Source organism: Ralstonia pickettii, from assembly GCF_030582395.1.
Lineage (GTDB): Bacteria > Pseudomonadota > Gammaproteobacteria > Burkholderiales > Burkholderiaceae > Ralstonia > Ralstonia pickettii_D.
In genome coordinates this window covers 2,196,283-2,211,690 of sequence record NZ_CP104381.1, presented here as the reverse complement: position 1 = coordinate 2,211,690, position 15,408 = coordinate 2,196,283, and the positions used below count along the sequence as shown (strand labels likewise).

Annotated in this window: 12 protein-coding genes; 7 read left to right on the top strand and 5 right to left on the bottom strand. The window is 64.3% G+C overall.

All coding sequences use genetic code 11. The features are described 5' to 3' along the window. The first annotated feature begins 339 nt into the window (after nt 1-339). From N5B55_RS10785 to N5B55_RS10765, 5 genes are all read left to right on the top strand, one after another. Nucleotides 340-1,935, top strand: coding sequence for a DUF2957 domain-containing protein (locus N5B55_RS10785; RefSeq protein ID WP_304538166.1), 1,596 nt, complete (start codon nt 340-342; stop codon nt 1,933-1,935). A gap of 91 nt (nt 1,936-2,026) precedes the next feature. After that, nucleotides 2,027-3,286 (top strand): DUF2957 domain-containing protein, encoded by a 1,260-nt coding sequence (locus N5B55_RS10780; RefSeq protein WP_304538165.1) that lies wholly within the window; start codon nt 2,027-2,029, stop codon nt 3,284-3,286. Between the two features lie 74 nt (nt 3,287-3,360). Then, on the top strand, nt 3,361-4,185 hold the full coding sequence (locus tag N5B55_RS10775; RefSeq protein WP_009241156.1) for an OmpW/AlkL family protein: 825 nt from the start codon (nt 3,361-3,363) through the stop codon (nt 4,183-4,185). Nucleotides 4,186-4,297: 112 nt separating this feature from the next. Then, on the top strand, nt 4,298-4,789 hold the full coding sequence (locus N5B55_RS10770) for a hypothetical protein (RefSeq protein ID WP_065859041.1): 492 nt from the start codon (nt 4,298-4,300) through the stop codon (nt 4,787-4,789). Between the two features lie 210 nt (nt 4,790-4,999). After that, nucleotides 5,000-6,004 (top strand): MBL fold metallo-hydrolase, encoded by a 1,005-nt coding sequence (locus N5B55_RS10765; protein WP_304538164.1) that lies wholly within the window; start codon nt 5,000-5,002, stop codon nt 6,002-6,004. 303 nt (nt 6,005-6,307) lie between these two features. Here N5B55_RS10765 and N5B55_RS10760 read toward each other — a convergent pair whose 3' ends face one another. Then, nucleotides 6,308-9,619, bottom strand: coding sequence for an acetyl-CoA carboxylase family protein (locus N5B55_RS10760; protein ID WP_304538163.1), 3,312 nt, complete (start codon nt 9,617-9,619; stop codon nt 6,308-6,310). A gap of 13 nt (nt 9,620-9,632) precedes the next feature. Next, nucleotides 9,633-9,935: a hypothetical protein gene (locus N5B55_RS10755; RefSeq protein ID WP_304538162.1), complete on the bottom strand. Its 303-nt coding sequence runs from the start codon at nt 9,933-9,935 to the stop codon at nt 9,633-9,635. A 201-nt stretch (nt 9,936-10,136) separates the two neighbouring features. On the opposite strand from N5B55_RS10755, the gene N5B55_RS10750 reads away from it, so the two are divergent. Continuing rightward, nucleotides 10,137-10,847 (top strand): TetR/AcrR family transcriptional regulator, encoded by a 711-nt coding sequence (locus N5B55_RS10750; protein ID WP_065859035.1) that lies wholly within the window; start codon nt 10,137-10,139, stop codon nt 10,845-10,847. Here the strand turns inward: N5B55_RS10750 and N5B55_RS10745 are convergent. Further along, on the bottom strand, nt 10,831-11,646 hold the full coding sequence (locus N5B55_RS10745) for an MBL fold metallo-hydrolase (protein ID WP_154206572.1): 816 nt from the start codon (nt 11,644-11,646) through the stop codon (nt 10,831-10,833). The genes N5B55_RS10750 and N5B55_RS10745 overlap by 17 nt on opposite strands. Nucleotides 11,647-11,900: 254 nt before the next feature. Between N5B55_RS10745 and N5B55_RS10740 the strand changes: the two genes are divergently transcribed. Continuing rightward, a complete protein-coding gene (locus tag N5B55_RS10740) occupies nt 11,901-13,382 on the top strand; it encodes a DEAD/DEAH box helicase (RefSeq protein WP_369812401.1) in 1,482 nt (493 codons plus the stop codon). A 47-nt stretch (nt 13,383-13,429) separates the two neighbouring features. On the opposite strand, the gene gluQRS is transcribed toward N5B55_RS10740, so the two are convergent. Beyond that, entirely contained in the window at nt 13,430-14,365 is a 936-nt protein-coding gene (gene gluQRS / locus N5B55_RS10735; protein ID WP_304538160.1) for a tRNA glutamyl-Q(34) synthetase GluQRS, read from the bottom strand. A 62-nt stretch (nt 14,366-14,427) separates the two neighbouring features. After that, nucleotides 14,428-15,330 (bottom strand): LysR substrate-binding domain-containing protein, encoded by a 903-nt coding sequence (locus N5B55_RS10730; protein ID WP_012762414.1) that lies wholly within the window; start codon nt 15,328-15,330, stop codon nt 14,428-14,430. Nucleotides 15,331-15,408: the final 78 nt, after the last annotated feature.

The window sequence follows — 15,408 nt, the reverse complement described above, 5'->3', positions numbered from 1 at the left end:
ATTCAAAACGGGCCCTTCCAGCATTCCGCTCTTGCGCGTGCCCACGCGCGTCATCGCCATCGTCATCACTGCAGCAGCGGTGGTAAAGCTCATCCGCGATAGCAGTATTACCGCGATTGTTCTTGGGATCGGCGCCCAGCCGATCAGCGTGATACCGGCCGATTACTGGTAGCGCGGCCCAAGCACGCCCGTCGTTTTTGACGTTTGCAAGTCGATCTGCCAACGGGGCAGATCGTGCGCTGTCGGCTGCAATTCGCCGGCAGGCGGGGGTATTGACCGGCTGTTGCACACATTCGCCGGCCCACAACACAACAAGTTCCAAAACGTGAGGAGACAACCATGGGTAGTCGACGTCATCTTTTTGTTGTCATGGCAACCAGTTGCATAGTGGCCATGCCGTTTATTGGCGGGTGCGGCGGGGCGGATGATCCCGGCTCGTCGGATGTTGCGCAATGCTCGGGCAGTTCGTGTCCGCCCAGCGGAGCGGTCACCACGCCGAGCACACCGACGAGCCTGTGCCCGGCGTCGCTGGACTACACGACCACCTATACCGGTGGCTCGGGCAGCGGCGAGTACATCAAGGTCAAGTTCGATACGAGCAAGAACACGTACCAGATGCAGTTTCTGGAATCGTCGGTGCCGACCTCGGCGGGGCAGGTCAATACGACGCGCAAGGGCTTGACCATCAACGGCACGTTCGTCCATCCGACCAACTTGCCGACTCCTGAGCAGAACCGCTGTGCTTTCGTGCTGCAGTCGGGCAAGACGGCGGACAACAGCTACGCGATCACCGTCAATCCGCAAGACCCGCCGATGCTGTTTGTCGGCCAGGGCATCGTGGGGGGCGGCATTCCGGGGGCGACGATCCAGTTTGCCGGCATTCAGCCGATTCCCGGCGTCGTGATTGGCGCAGTGCCCTCGCGCACGTTTGATTTCTATCCGTTCCTGGGCTTCTCCGAGACGGTGACGGATTTCTCGCAGGTTGCTGGGCGCTACAACCAGGTTGGCGTGCATGTCACGCCCACGGGCTCGGGCAACCAGACTTCGGCGCCGCAAGGCTGGCAGCCCGACGCCGTCAATTGGACGCAAACGTTGAATGCCGATGGCTCTTGCACGGCCGAAGGCATCGACTATTCGTGCCACACGACCGGCACACCCTGGGTGCTGCGTCAGAACACCGATGGCTCGCAGGACAACGTGTTTGTCAGCAACCCGACCAGCAGCAGCGTGCCGTATCCGTATGTCGGTCAAGTGTCGCCGCTGGTGCTGCTGGCGCCGAGCCAGGCCAAAGGCATTCTGATTGCCGGCAAGCTCAACGGGCAGGTGGTGCCGGTGATGATCCGTGTCGGCTATTCGCATAGCGATCCGGCGAACCTGCTGGCTTCGGTGGCGGATGATCAGATCGGCATCTCGATCCTGTCACCTGCAAACGCGATCCCGGCCAATGCGCTCAAGGGGGGCTATGTGGGGGCGACCAGCGGCTCAGCTTGCGGCGTGGTCACCAACAACGGTCCGAGCGGTGCGCCTGCCAGCGGCAACGGCTTGAACGCGACGATCGATCATCCGGAGCTGTCGGGTTCCTACAGCGGTGGCTTCTTCCACGCAAATGCCGGCAACTGCAGCGACGGCACGGCTGTATCGACGCTGGCCGCCAACTACACCTCGACGCTGTTCCAGAACGGCACCGCCGCCTTCATCAACCCGCTCACCTCGCGTGTGACGGCGCAGTTCGGGCTCGACTACACGCAAAGCTCGCCGGGCAAGCTGATCGTGACCGCGCAGAACGACTTCAACGCGCGGGGCGCCAGCGGCAACGTCGCGTTGTTCAAGGCGGGAGACACCGGCGTGGCGGTCAAGGTCGGCAACGTGTACGCGATGCTCATGAACAACAACAAGTACAACCCGTTCTTCACGGTCGGCGCATTCGTTCAGTGAAGCGCGCAGCAAAGAAAACCACATGCGGCGGCGTGCGTGACATGTACACGTGGCGCCGCCGGGGCTGAACAACAACATGGAGGAGACGCAAATGCAATGGCGTAAATGGTTGGTCGTGCTCGCGTGCGCGCCGATGGTGACAGCATGCGGAGGCGGCGGAGATGATTCGCCGGCCCCGGTGATCCAGCGCCTGTGTCCGCAGGCCATCGACTACAACACAGTGTTCACCGGCGGGTCGGGCTCGGGCGAACTCGTCAAGGTGCAGCTCGACACAACGAAGATGACTTACCAGATCACGTATCTGGCCTCGCCGATTCCCGTCAAGACAGGCACCGTTGCGCCCACGCGTGATACGGCGCCCAACAACGTGCAGACCGGCACGCTCACGCAAGAGACGGCGCTACCGACCGAGAAGCTGAACCAGTGCGCGTTCCGCCTGAACAACGCGAGCCTCGATCCGAGCCGGCCTGCGCGGTTCTTCCTCGGGCAGGGCGTGCTGGGCGGCACGATTCCGGGCGCGACGATTCAGTTCGACGGCATCGTTGGCGTGGGCAAGATTGCGCAGACCACCTTCCCGTATTACCCGTTCATCAGCTTCTCGAACACCGAGACCGACCTGACCAAGATTGCGGGCAACTACAACCAACTTGGCTACCACCAAGTGCCGTCGCAGAGCTTCTCGCAGCAGGCGGTCGATGCCCGGTTCACCATCAATGCGGATGGCACCTACACCGAGTGCGACAACCTCGGGGTGAAGAACGGCGGGGCGTGCCTGACGTCAAGCACGACGGTCAACCAGAAGCTGACGCTGCGCAGCGACGCGCCGGCCTTCACCACGCTGAACTATCAGCCGCAGGTGCCGGCAACGGTGTCGTCGCTGGATCCGGCCAAGGCGGGCAAGGGCGTGATGATCGTGGGCAAGCTGTATGGCCAGCTCGTGCCGATCTTCATTCGCGTCGGTGCGGCCAATTCCGATCTGACGGCCGGCCCGCCGGTGGCAGATGACGAGTCCGGCATTTCGATCATGGCACCGGTCGGCAACATCGCGCAGGGCTCGCAAGACGGCGAATACACGGGTGTGGACAGCACGTTCAACTACCGCGCGACGGCGCTGGTGGGCGCGCAGGCCACGATGCTCGATCCGTTCAACGCATCGCAGGCTGCGCTGGCGCGACCGCTGAATCTCGACTTCACGCAGAGCGTCCCGGGCGTGATCCGCACCACGCAGACCAGCGCGCCGGCCGGCTCGGCCCCGACGGGCAAGCTCATCTTTACCGGCAAGACGTTCGGCTTCCTGGACATGAGCGATACGAAGAACCCGTACTTCACCGTGGGCGCCTTCGTGCAGTGACGTTTCCGGAATAACACGCCACGGGGCGCGGCACAGACCAATGCGCTCCGCTCAGAACAACAGGAGGAAGCATCATGAAACAACTGACTGTCGCATTGATGGCGGCCTGCGCATCCGCAGGCGCCATGGCGCAGCAGGCCGGTGACAACGTGGCGACGGTGGGCTGGTTCCACATCATGCCGCAGGACTCGAGCAACAACCTGACCACCAGCGTGATCAATGCGCCGATCAATGATCCGCTGCGATTGCCGGGAAGCTTCACGTCGCCCAACAGCGGGCTGCGCGTGAGCAATGCCAACACGCTGGGCCTGACGCTCACGCATTTCTTTACCGACAACATTGCGCTGACCACGATTGCCGGCGTACCGCCCGAATTCAAGCTGACCGGGCATGGCGTGATCCGGGCGCCGGGCCCCGCCGGCGCACTTGGTCACGTCGATCTGGACGATCCGTCCAATCAGCCCGCCGTGCGCAAGGCGCGCCAGTGGAGCCCCGGTGTCATCCTGCAGTGGTACTTCGGGCATGCGCAGTCGACGTTCCGTCCGTTCGTAGGCGTGGGTGTGGTCTACAGCTTCTTCACCAACATCGAGCTGAATCCGTACTTTGCGGCGGCGGTGAACCGCGAACTGGGCAGCGTGCTGGCAGCGGGGGCGGGCAAGCCGGGGCCGACGTATGTCGAGGGGAAATCGTCGTCGTCGTGGGCGCCGATCTTCAACCTCGGTGCGAGCTACGCGATCAACAAGCAATGGGCACTGACGGCAACGGTCTCGTATCTGCCGCTCAAGACCGAGGCGGCGACCGTCATCAAAGCGTCGGATGGCACCACGCTGGCCACCACCAAGACCACGCTCAAGGCCAATCCGATCATCACGTTCGTTGGGGTGTCGTACAAGTTTTAGCCGGGTGTCGGCTGTCTGCGCCTGGCTAATCGGCGCGGCGTGATTCGAGCGGGAACCGGTTCGCGCCGCATTCTTAAGGCGGTTTCTACCGTCAGTTCTAGTGAGGCAATAAATGAGCACACGTAAAGTCGTATCTCTTGCAGTTGCACTCGCACTTGCCACCGTAGCAGCCACACCCGCACTTGCCGTCACCGTTTCGCGTGTCGATGGTCAACCGATGAACCCGAATGGCGAGCCATTCTCGGTCACCGGGGCGACCACGCTGTCCAAAGGCTCCATCAGCGCCAATTGCACAGCGACCTTCACCGGTACGATCACGCCTTCGGGCATCGTCAACATCACGTCCACATCGTTTACCGGCGGCGGGACGTGCGGCCTCATCTCGGGCGCGACCCCGTGGACTGGCCAAGCCGACAGCACCACCCAGCTGTCGATCAACAACGCGGGAGTCAGCGTATTCCTGCTGGGCAGCTGTGGCCCCAGCAAGGTCGTAACCACCTGGAACGATCCGAACTCGTCGCTCACGTTCACCAACGCATTGCTCACGCCGGACTGTACGGTGAGCGGCACGGTGGTGTCGACGCCGAAGTTCCACGTGCAATAGGCACGTACCCGGTTGACGGGCGGTTGCGCAGCCGCCGTCGATTGGTCTGAAGCATGGGCCCGGCATGTCGGGCCTTGTTTCTTTTCCGGGCCGGCTTTCTGTGTGGGCAATACCCCTGTCGTCAATGGCGGCAACGCAATGCGCTGGGCGGTGGCATGATCCGGCTTTTGCCGCTGCACCGGGGCAGCGGTCTTTCCCAGGAGCCAAGACATGCGTTTGCTTACTTCTGTCGCCGTGATCGCCGTGGCCGCCGCGATGGCGACGTCTTTCGGAGTCGCCCAAGCCCAAACTGCAACTTCAGCCGCTACCGCTGCCACGCAACAACGCACCCAAGTGCCCGGTTACTACCGAATGGCGCTGGGTGACGACGTGGTGACCGCGCTCTACGACGGCTACACCGATCTGCCCGCCAAGACCCTGCTTGGCCTGAACGCGCAATCGGTGCAGAGCCTGCTGGCGCGGATGTTTGTATCGAACACGCCGGGCATGCAGACGGCGGTGAACGGCTTTCTGATCGACACGGGTGCCAAGCGCATCCTCGTTGATACGGGGTCGGGCACGTGCTTTGGCCCGACGATGGGCGGCCTGGCCGGCAACGTCCGCGCCTCCGGCTATCAGCCCGAGCAGATCGATGCCGTGCTGCTGACGCACCTGCATCCGGACCACGCATGCGGCCTCCTGACGCCGCAAGGTCACCCGGCCTTTCCGAATGCGCAGGTGTATGTCGCCGCGCCGGAAGCCGACTTCTGGCTGAGCGAAACGATTGCCGCTTCCAAACCGAGCGACATGCAACCGTTCTTCAAGATGGCGCGCGACTCAGTGGCGCCATATGCCGCTGCGGGCAGGCTCAAGCAATTCAAGCCGGGTGACGAGGTGGTGCCCGGCGTACGGTCGGTGCTCGCCAACGGGCACACGCCGGGGCATAGCGGTTACCTGTTCGCATCGAAGGGACACAGCCTGCTGGTGTGGGGCGATATCGTGCACAGCCACGCCGTGCAGTTCCAGCATCCGGACGTTGCGTTCGAATACGACGTCGACAAGAAGGCCGCCGTTGCCTCGCGACGCAGGCTGTTTGCAGAAGCGGCGCGAGACAAGCTGTGGGTAGCCGGCGCTCATCTTCCGTTCCCGGGGCTGGGGCACGTGCGCCGCGAGGGCAACGCCTTCGCCTGGGTGCCCATCGAGTACGGCCCGCTGCGCGCGGACCGCGCTGATTGATGTTCGGCCTGGTCGTTCACGCGCCTGCCGGTGCTTCGCCTTGCAAGAGGCCGGCAGGTCCGGGTGTTCGGGCGGGGTCGCGCTCTCGATCTTGTGGCCCCGTTGGGTGCCGTCGCAGCCAATCTTGACGGTCTTTCCATCGGCCGGCGAGATCGTCGATACCAATCTGGGAGCAGCAACTGGCGGTCGATCTTGCGCACCGTGACGTCGCCCAGGAATGCTCTGTTTTTGCATACCTTCCCGCGCCAGCGCAATCTGCAGTGGATTACTGGCGGCATGTCTCCTCCCGGTATGCGTTCTCGGCTACCAGGTGTCGATGAAGCGGCGGGTGGCGGGGTCGCGTGCGTGCCTTGGCGGGGCGGGGGGCGCCGATTGAAGCCCGCGCAGCAGCCAGCGGCGTGTGTCGGCCGGGTCGATCACGGCGTCGATTTCGAGATAGCTGGCGATGTTGAGCGCGCGGCCTTCCTCGTAGGCGGCCTCGACCATCTTGCGGAACAGCGCCTCGCGCTCGGCGAGGTCTTCCACCGCTTCCAGCTCTTTGCGGAACCCCAGGCGGATGGCGCCTTCGATGCCCATGCCACCGAATTCGCCGCTGGGCCATGAAGCGGTGAAGAACGGCGCGTGGAAACCGCCCGCGGCCATGGCCATCGCCCCAAGGCCGTAGCCTTTGCGCAGCACGACGGTGAAGAAAGGCACGCGCAGGTTGCCGGCGGTCACGAACATACGGCTGACGTGGCGTACGGTGGCGGTTTTCTCCGCTTCGGGCCCGACCATGAAACCCGGTGTGTCGCACAGTGAGACGATGGGCAGGTCGAACGCGTTGCACAACTGCATGAAGCGTGACGCCTTGTCCGCTGCCGCAGAATCGATTGCGCCGCCCAGGTGGCGCGGGTTGTTAGCGATGCAGCCGAAGGCGCGACCTTCGATACGGATCAGCGCGGTGACGATGCCCACGCCAAATGCTTGGCGCAGTTCCAGAACCGAACCCGTGTCGGCCAACGCGTCGATCACGCCGCGCATGTCGTAGCTGCGCATACGGTTTTCGGGAATCGCGTGGCGCAGGTGGCGCACGTCGCCGGCCTCCCAACTGGCAAGCGGGCCCTGGAAGTAGCTCAGGTAACGGCGCGCGGCATCGACGGCTTCGGTCTCGTTGTCGACCAGCACATCGATCACCCCATTAGGCGCCTGCACGCTAACAGGGCCAACTTCTTCGGGTGCGTATACGCCCAGGCCGCCGCCTTCAATCATGGCGGGGCCGCCCATGCCGATGGTCGCGTCGCGCGTTGCGATGATCACGTCTGCGCAGCCCAGCAGCGCGGCGTTACCTGCAAAGCAGCGGCCCGACACGATACCGATGGTCGGCACCAGCCCAGAGAGCCGTGCGAAGTGAATGAAGGTCGGGCAGTCTAGGCCGCTGACGCCGAGCTTTTCAGTGTCGCCCGGCCGGCCGCCGCCGCCTTCGGCGAACAGCACAACGGGCAGCTTCCATTGCTGCGCCAGTTCCAGTGCACGGTCGGTCTTCTTGTGGTTGAAGGTGCCCTGGGTGCCCGCCAGCACGGTGTAGTCGTACGCGAGCACCATGCAGCGCGCGTCCTGATCGGGGAAGTGCGAGCCGTTGACGGTTCCGATGCCGGTGATGATGCCGTCGGCCGGTGTCGAGCGGATCAGATCGTCGAGTGCGCGGCGCTGGCGTTGCGCTGCGATGGCAAGCGCGCCGTACTCGATGAATGAACCGGCGTCGCACAAGTGGTCGATGTTCTCGCGCGCGGTGCGCTGGCCGGTCTTGCGGCGGCGGGCAACGGCATCCGGGCGGTTGGCGTCAAGGCCAAACGCATGGCGGTCGATGACGGCCTGCAGGTCGGGGCGAATGTGGTCGAGGTCGATCTCTGCGTCGGCTGCGGCGCTGTCGTGTTGGGCATCGCTGGGCTGCAGCACGGCCAGCGGCTGGCCTTCGCGCACCGTTGCGCCCGACTGCGCGCAGACTTGCAGCACGCGTCCGGCCGCGGGTGCGATGACGACGTGCTCCATCTTCATTGCTTCAATGACGGCCAGCACCTCGCCGCGCACGACCGTGCCGCCGGCTTGCGAATGCATCTGGATCAGCGCGCCATCCATTGGCGCGGTGAGCACTTCAGCATTGTCAGGAAGCTCATCGAGGAATGACGTAGCGCGCGCTACATCCGGGGTGGTGACCGACGTAGCGTGCAGGGCAGGGTGCGCTTCACCGTTGCCGGCTGCGAGGTCGGCGAGCTTCGCATCAAGAAACTGCGTATGCACGGCATTGGCTTGCACGTCGGCGTCGCGCAGCAGGTCTTGCAGCAGCCGCTTGTTGGTAGCCAGCCCTTCGATGCGGAATTCGCACAGCGCGCGGTACGTCTGTGCCAGCGTCTGCGCATACGTGCCGTACGGTGCGTGGACGATCAATTTAGCCAGCAGCGAATCAAAGCGCGGGTTCGGACGGTAGCCCGCATAACCGCAGGTGTCGACGCGCACACCGGGGCCGTTGGGCGCCTCGAATGCGGTGAGCGTGCCAGTGGAGGGATGCGGCTGGCCGCTTGCATCAAGGGTCTCTGCGTTGATGCGTACTTGAACGGCGTGGCCGCGCGGTGCGATCGGCCTAGCAAGCCCCAAGTCCGTGAGCGACGCGCCTTGCGCCAGCGCCAGTTGTGTCACCACCAGGTCGACGCCCGTCACCATCTCCGTGACGGTGTGCTCGACTTGCACGCGTGGGTTGGCTTCCATGAAATAGAACGTGGCGTCCGGTGCGCCTGCGTTTTCCACTAGGAACTCGAACGTCCCGATGCCGCTGTAGCCTGCCGCTTTGGCGAGCGTGACGGCCGCGTCGGCGATGCGCGTGCGCAGGGCGTCGTCCAGCGATGGGCTGGGCGCGATCTCGATCAGTTTCTGGTGACGGCGCTGCAGGCTGCATTCGCGCTCGCCGAGATGCATGACGTGGCCCCGTGCGTCGGCAATGATCTGGATTTCGATATGGCGCGGTGCAGGTACCAGCGCTTCCACATAGACATCGCCGCCACCACCGGTAGCCGTACCTTCAGATACGCAGCGCGCATACGCGTCGGCAATCGCCTGCGCATCGTGCACGGCGCGCATGCCGCGCCCGCCGCCGCCCGCCACGGCCTTGATCATCATGCCGTGCGAGGGTGGCAGCGCGGCGAAGAACGCGCGCGCCTCTTCAAGGGTGGTTGCGCCTAGCGTGCCACTGACGATGGGAATGCCCGCCTCATGCGCAAGCGCCCGAGCGCGTGCCTTGTCGCCGAAGAGGTCAAGCACGTGCGGGGACGGTCCGACGAATTGCACGCCAGCCTGCGCGCACTGGCGTGCGAAAGCAGCGTTCTCGCTCAAGAAGCCATAGCCCGGATGAACAGCATCGGCGCCGACGGCCCGTGCGGCAGCGAGGATTGCCGCGCCGTTGAGATAGGCACGCGGGCCGGTGCCGGGCAGCTGCACGGCGTCATCGGTGCGAAGGGGATGCAGTGCGTCGCGGTCGTCTTCGGAATAGACGGCGACGGAGGGCAACCCCATCGCGGCGGCTGCGCGGGCAATGCGAATGGCGATCTCGCCGCGATTGGCGATCAGCAGTTTGCGAAACGTCATGGAGCGGGGTGGTTTAGAGCTGTTCAGCGAGCGGTGCGAGATCCTGCTTGCGCACGTTGTGTAGTTTGTAGACGGCCAGGCATTCGTGGCACCCGCCGGTGAGCGAATCGGACAGAGAGATCATTAAGCTGGGCGAATGTCGTGTCGCTCCCATCGAAGTGGATGGCCGGTTGATCAGACGTGGTGCGGGCCCAATGCCGAAGAGGGCCGGAGAGGAGGCGCGGCCGATGGGGTAGTGCAGTTCACGTGGGGGATCGACCGGCCATGCGCGCGCCCCGAGGGCGCGAACGCTGCCGAGATCGTCGGACTCGTCCATCGCCAAAGCTCGTCTCCGATGGGTTGTGCAGTGCGTGCGCAGCGTCGCACCGCACTATCTATACTGCGAAGTAATTTTTTATACCAGCGGGTATGAATATAGAAAGCGTTCTTTGATGCGTCAAGCATTGGGGAGCGATGATGTCGCCACGATGCGCGCATCCCACGGCGCATCTGCGGGCGGCATGCGAAAATACGCGCCATGTCCACCGTCCGCAAAACTGCCGTTCCCGACGTGCAACCGTCTGCTGAAACCGAGGCCATCGAGGCCTCTGGCGTTACACCGCCAGCCACGCGCCCGCACATCGCCGAGCGGCAGGAGGCCCGGCGCCGGCAGATCCTCGACACTGCCGCGCAACTTTTCTTCACCAAGGGCTATGCCGGCATGACGATGAGCGACCTCTGCAACGCGCTCGGCGTGACGAAGCCGGCGGTGTACTACTACTTCACCGACAAGTACGAGATCTTCGACATTCTGTGCCGCGAAGCCGCGCAGATCTGCCTGTCGGCCATCCGGGAAACCGCCGATCCGGCCCTGCCCGTGCGAGAGCGCCTGCAGGCGTGTCTGTTGGAAATGGCGCGTCGTTGCATCGACTGCCATTACGCTGCGGCACTGACATATCGCGATCGGCAATACCTGCGTCCGGAAACGGTGGAATGGCTGCACGGCATGTCGCGGGCGTATTACCGCGATCTCTATGCGCTCCTCGACGAGGGCAAGCGCGCCGGCGTGTTCGACTTCGGCGATGCGCGCGTCGCCGCGCACTCGATGGGCGGCGTGATGGGGTTCATGTATACGTGGCACGATCCGTCGCGCATCGACGCCGGCGTGCTGGCGCACGAGCTGTCGAGCGCCATGATGAAAATCATTCTGCCGGCCGCCCCGGCATCGGGCGCTACACGCGCGTCTTGAGCGCCGCCCCGGCCGGTGCCTTCGGCAACGCGGGCAGGCGGAAAATCTCGGGCGTCATCAGGTCGATGCCGCAGTCGAGCGTCTCAACCCAATCGATGAACCGCTTGACCATGGCTTTGCCGCGAAAGGCTTGGCCGTGCTGCGGCACGATCCATTCAATATCGAGCCCCCGCACCATCTGCGCCCACAGCCGGCATACCCGGTTGCCGCTCATGTAGCGGCGGTGAAAGGGCGCCATCAGCGCCAGGTGGGTATCGAAATCTTCCACGGGCTTGGCGGCCACGTTGGCATGCACCATCGATGCCCCCAGATCGCCCGAGAACAGGATGCGCGACACCGGATCGTAAAACTGGAAATTGCCTTCCGAATGGAGGAAATGCGCGGGCACCGCCAGCAGATGCGAGTCCCCCAGCGGAATCGCCATGCCCGTATCCGCGATTGGCACGATGCGGCCTTCAGTCTTGCCGACGTTGCAGAAATGCGGGAGAAACCGCTCCCACACGCGCGAAATCAGGATGTCGCAACTGGAACTCGTGAGCCACCGTCCCGCCGAAGCGACGATGTCGGGGTCCGCATGCGAGGCCAGTACGTAGTCGAGCTGCTTGGGCGGAAAGTACCGGTTCATCGCCAGAAACAGCGCGTTATAGGTCATCTGGCCGCCCGGATCGATCAGCGCGCCGTGGCCGTGATCGACGATGAGGAACTGGTTGGTCTGCACCGGCAGGTCATCGTGATCGTCGACGAGGTCGGAGAACATCAGGCAGACATGCTCGGGCGATTCATAGAGCGTTGTGACCATGGGAGAGGGCAGGGCGCAGGTTGGAATGCCTGGATGGTGGCGCAGCGCGTGCCCGGCCCACTTGATCCGTGTCAAGGCAGCTGTGGCGCTGCCTTCGGCTCGCGAGGGCGGATCATCCGTCCCGGGCCGGTTCTCACGTGATAAACTTTTGATTTTTAACGCTTTGCGCGAGCCGCACGCGGGTTTTCCGCCTGGGTTTGGCGCGCCGCCATGCCAACCGGCATGCCGCATCTCCCCCTATGAATACTGCAACGATGTCTGAAGCGTCAGAAGCACCGGCCAATGAATCGGTGACATTCGACAGCTTCGGCCTGCATCCGGACGTCCTCCGCGCGCTGACCGAAAGCGGTTACACCAAGCCCACGCCCATCCAGGCCGCCGCCATTCCGGTGGTGACCGCCGGCCGCGACGTCATGGGCGCCGCACAAACCGGCACCGGCAAGACCGCCGGTTTCTCGCTGCCGATCATCCATAACCTGCTGCCGGACGCCAATACGAGCGCGTCGCCGGCGCGCCACCCGGTGCGGGCGCTGATCCTCACGCCCACGCGCGAACTGGCCGACCAGGTGTACGACAACGTTGCCAAGTACGCGAAGTACACGGCGTTGCGCAGCGCTGTCGTGTTCGGCGGCGTCGACATGAACCCGCAGACGGAGCAACTGCGCCGCGGCGTCGAAATCCTCGTGGCCACGCCGGGCCGCCTGCTCGACCACGTGCAGCAGCGCAGCGTGAACCTGTCGCAGGTGCGCATGCTGGTGCTGGACGAAGCCGACCGCATGCTCGACATGGGCTTCCTGCCCGACCTGCAGCGCATCATCAACCTGCTGCCGGCACACCGCCAGACGCTGCTGTTCTCGGCCACGTTCTCGCCGGAGATCAAGAAGCTGGCTGCGAGCTATCTGCGTCATCCGCAAACCATTGAAGTGGCACGCAGCAACGCCACGGCAGAGAACGTCCGCCAAGTCATCTACACCGTGCCGGACAACCACAAGCAGGCCGCGCTCGTGCACCTGTTGAAGCAGCGTGCCGAGCAAGGTCTGCCGCGGCAGTGCATCGTCTTCTCCAACAGCAAGATCGGCTGCTCGCGGCTGGCGCGTGCGCTGGAGCGCGAAGGCATCAACGCCAACGCCATCCACGGCGACAAGACGCAGACCGAGCGCATGCAGACGCTCGAAGCGTTCAAGCAAGGTACCGTCGACGTGCTGGTCGCCACCGACGTGGCAGCGCGCGGTCTGGACATCTCGCAGATGCCGTGCGTGATCAACTTCGACCTGCCGTTCAACGCAGAAGACTACGTGCACCGCATTGGCCGCACGGGCCGTGCCGGTGCTTCCGGTGACGCACTGTCGCTGTTCGCGCCGGGCGATGAGCGCCTGCTGGCCGATATCGAAAAGCTGATCAAGCGCAACCTGCCACGCGAACAACTGGCCGATTTCGATCCGACCGGCGAACAGGCGCGTGACCGTGAGCGCCGCGAGCGCGACGAAAAGCGTGCCCGCGGCGAGGTCCGCCGGGCCCGTGAGCGCGATGAGCGTAACGGCACCCGCGTGCTTGATCACACGATCGTGCGTCCGGCGTTCCGTCCATCGGACGATCCGTTCTTCAATCGCCCGTACGAATCGTCAGTGCCGGCGGAATCGGCGGAGGCCGCCAAGCCGGCACAGCCTGCCGGACACCCGCGCAGCGCCAAGCGGCCGATTGCGGCCCTGCTCGGTGGCGTGCCGCGCAAGCGTTAAGTCAGTCGACTGAGCGCGGCGGCGCTCTTGCCGCCGGGGCCATCGCGTCAGGCCAGCTGCGCCAGGCGATTGGCCCACGCCGGGACGGCGTCCCGGTAGAACCCTTCCACATCCCCTGCATGAATCTCCAGCCCGAGGTGCCGCGCCGCCTCGGTGAGCGCGGCCAGCGGCTGGCTGCGGTTGATGGCACGCGCGCCGGTCTGCTTGCTGAGTTTCTCACCATCGGGGTTCACCACGACCGGCACGTGCAGGTAGCGCAACGCGGGCAGACCGAGCAACTGTTGCAGATAAATCTGGCGTGGCGTCGAGTCGAGAAGGTCGGCGCCGCGCACGACGTCCGTGATGCCTTGCGTGGCATCGTCCACCACGACTGCAATCTGGTACGCCCACATACCGTCGGCGCGCTTGAGAACAAAATCGCCGACAGCTTCAGCCAGGTTCTGGCATTGCGTGCCTTGCCAGCGGTCGTTGAAGCAGAGCGTAGCGGCATCGGCATGGGGCACACGCACGCGCCATGCGCGCGGCGGACGGCCGTGCAGCCCGTTGCGGCATGTGCCGGGATAAATGAGCGTCTGGTGACGCACGTGCCCGTTGGCGTCGATGCTGGTGACGGAATCCGCGATTTCGCGGCGCGTGCAGCCGCACGGGTAGAGGCTGCCGACGGCCTGCAGTTGCGCAAGTGCCTGCTCAAAGCGCGGGAGGTGCGTGCTCTGCCACTGCGGGGCTTCGTCGGGAATGAGCCCGAGCGCTTCCAACGTAGCGAGGATGTCGCGATCGGCGCCGGGCACATTGCGCTGGAAATCGATGTCTTCGATGCGCACGAGCCACGTGCCGCCGTGCACGCGCGCATCCAACCAGCTTGCCAGTGCGGTGACCAGCGAGCCGATATGCAACGGCCCGGTGGGTGAGGGCGCAAAGCGGCCGCGATATTGGCTGCGCGACGACTTGGTGGGTTCCGAAAAATCGAGATTGGCTTGGGACAACGCAACGCTCCAGGCGCAGAGGTCGATTGCGCTATTGTGCGCGATTTGGCGGCCTGAGGCGCCTACTGCATCATCAGGGCCTGCCCCAGGCGCGGGTCTTCGAGCTTATCGACCCACCATTGCAGTGCCTTGCCGCGCATGTTGTTGCGCCAGGCCACCTGGAACGTGCCGGCGCGCTTGTCTTCCGAGGTTTCCTTGGCGATCAGCACGCCAGAATCCAGATACGGTTGGGCCAACGGGACCGGTAACCAGCCACAGCCCAGGCCACGAATCTGCGCCTGCACCTTGTCGGCCATGGATGGCACCACCAGCGTGTCCTGTCCGGCCATCACGCCGATGGTGCGTGCGGGCAGATTGCGCGACGTATCGCCCACGGCAACGATGCGATGTCGCGTAATGGCGGTTGCAGGCAACGGCTCTTCCAACTGCGCCAGCGGGTGATGTGCCGCCACCGCAAATACGAACGGAATGTTGCCCACCGTACGCGTCTGGATGCCCTGCACCTGCATCACCTGGGCTGGCCCGATCAGCAAGTCCGCACGGCCCGAGAGTAGTGCGTCCCACGTGCCTGCCAGCACCTCACGGCAGAAGCGCAGGCGCGTGGCCGTGTTCTCTGCGTAGAAGTCCTGGATAACGGGCATCAGTGCCCGGAAGTGGACGAGATCGTCGACTACGATGGTCAACGTGGCTTCCCATCCGGTGGCCAGCCGTTTGACGCGGCGCGCGAGGTCATCGGCAGCCTGCAGCAGGTGGCGGCCCTCGTCGAGCAGCGCACGGCCTGCGGGTGTCAGTTCTGCCCGGTGGCGGCGTCGGTCGAACAGCAGGACATCGAGATCATCTTCCAGCTTGCGCACCACATAGGTCAGCGCCGACGGCACTTTGCCCAGTTCGTGCGCCGCGGCGGCAAAGCTGCCCTTGCGTTCAATTGCGTCCAAGACTTCCAGGGATTCCAGCGATAGCGCCATATTCAGAATTTTTGATGTATTGAATCAAAGCCGTACCGCGAAACTATAGCCAATCTGCGTACCATGCACACATCAACG

Coding starts and splice junctions, on each gene's coding strand:
- N5B55_RS10785 (WP_304538166.1), top strand. CDS start 340: ATGGGTAGTCGACGTCATCTTTTTGTTGTCATGGCAACCAGTTGCATA.
- N5B55_RS10780 (WP_304538165.1), top strand. CDS start 2,027: ATGCAATGGCGTAAATGGTTGGTCGTGCTCGCGTGCGCGCCGATGGTG.
- N5B55_RS10775 (WP_009241156.1), top strand. CDS start 3,361: ATGAAACAACTGACTGTCGCATTGATGGCGGCCTGCGCATCCGCAGGC.
- N5B55_RS10770 (WP_065859041.1), top strand. CDS start 4,298: ATGAGCACACGTAAAGTCGTATCTCTTGCAGTTGCACTCGCACTTGCC.
- N5B55_RS10765 (WP_304538164.1), top strand. CDS start 5,000: ATGCGTTTGCTTACTTCTGTCGCCGTGATCGCCGTGGCCGCCGCGATG.
- N5B55_RS10760 (WP_304538163.1), bottom strand. CDS start 9,619: ATGACGTTTCGCAAACTGCTGATCGCCAATCGCGGCGAGATCGCCATT.
- N5B55_RS10755 (WP_304538162.1), bottom strand. CDS start 9,935: ATGGACGAGTCCGACGATCTCGGCAGCGTTCGCGCCCTCGGGGCGCGC.
- N5B55_RS10750 (WP_065859035.1), top strand. CDS start 10,137: ATGTCCACCGTCCGCAAAACTGCCGTTCCCGACGTGCAACCGTCTGCT.
- N5B55_RS10745 (WP_154206572.1), bottom strand. CDS start 11,646: ATGGTCACAACGCTCTATGAATCGCCCGAGCATGTCTGCCTGATGTTC.
- N5B55_RS10740 (WP_369812401.1), top strand. CDS start 11,901: ATGTCTGAAGCGTCAGAAGCACCGGCCAATGAATCGGTGACATTCGAC.
- N5B55_RS10730 (WP_012762414.1), bottom strand. CDS start 15,330: ATGGCGCTATCGCTGGAATCCCTGGAAGTCTTGGACGCAATTGAACGC.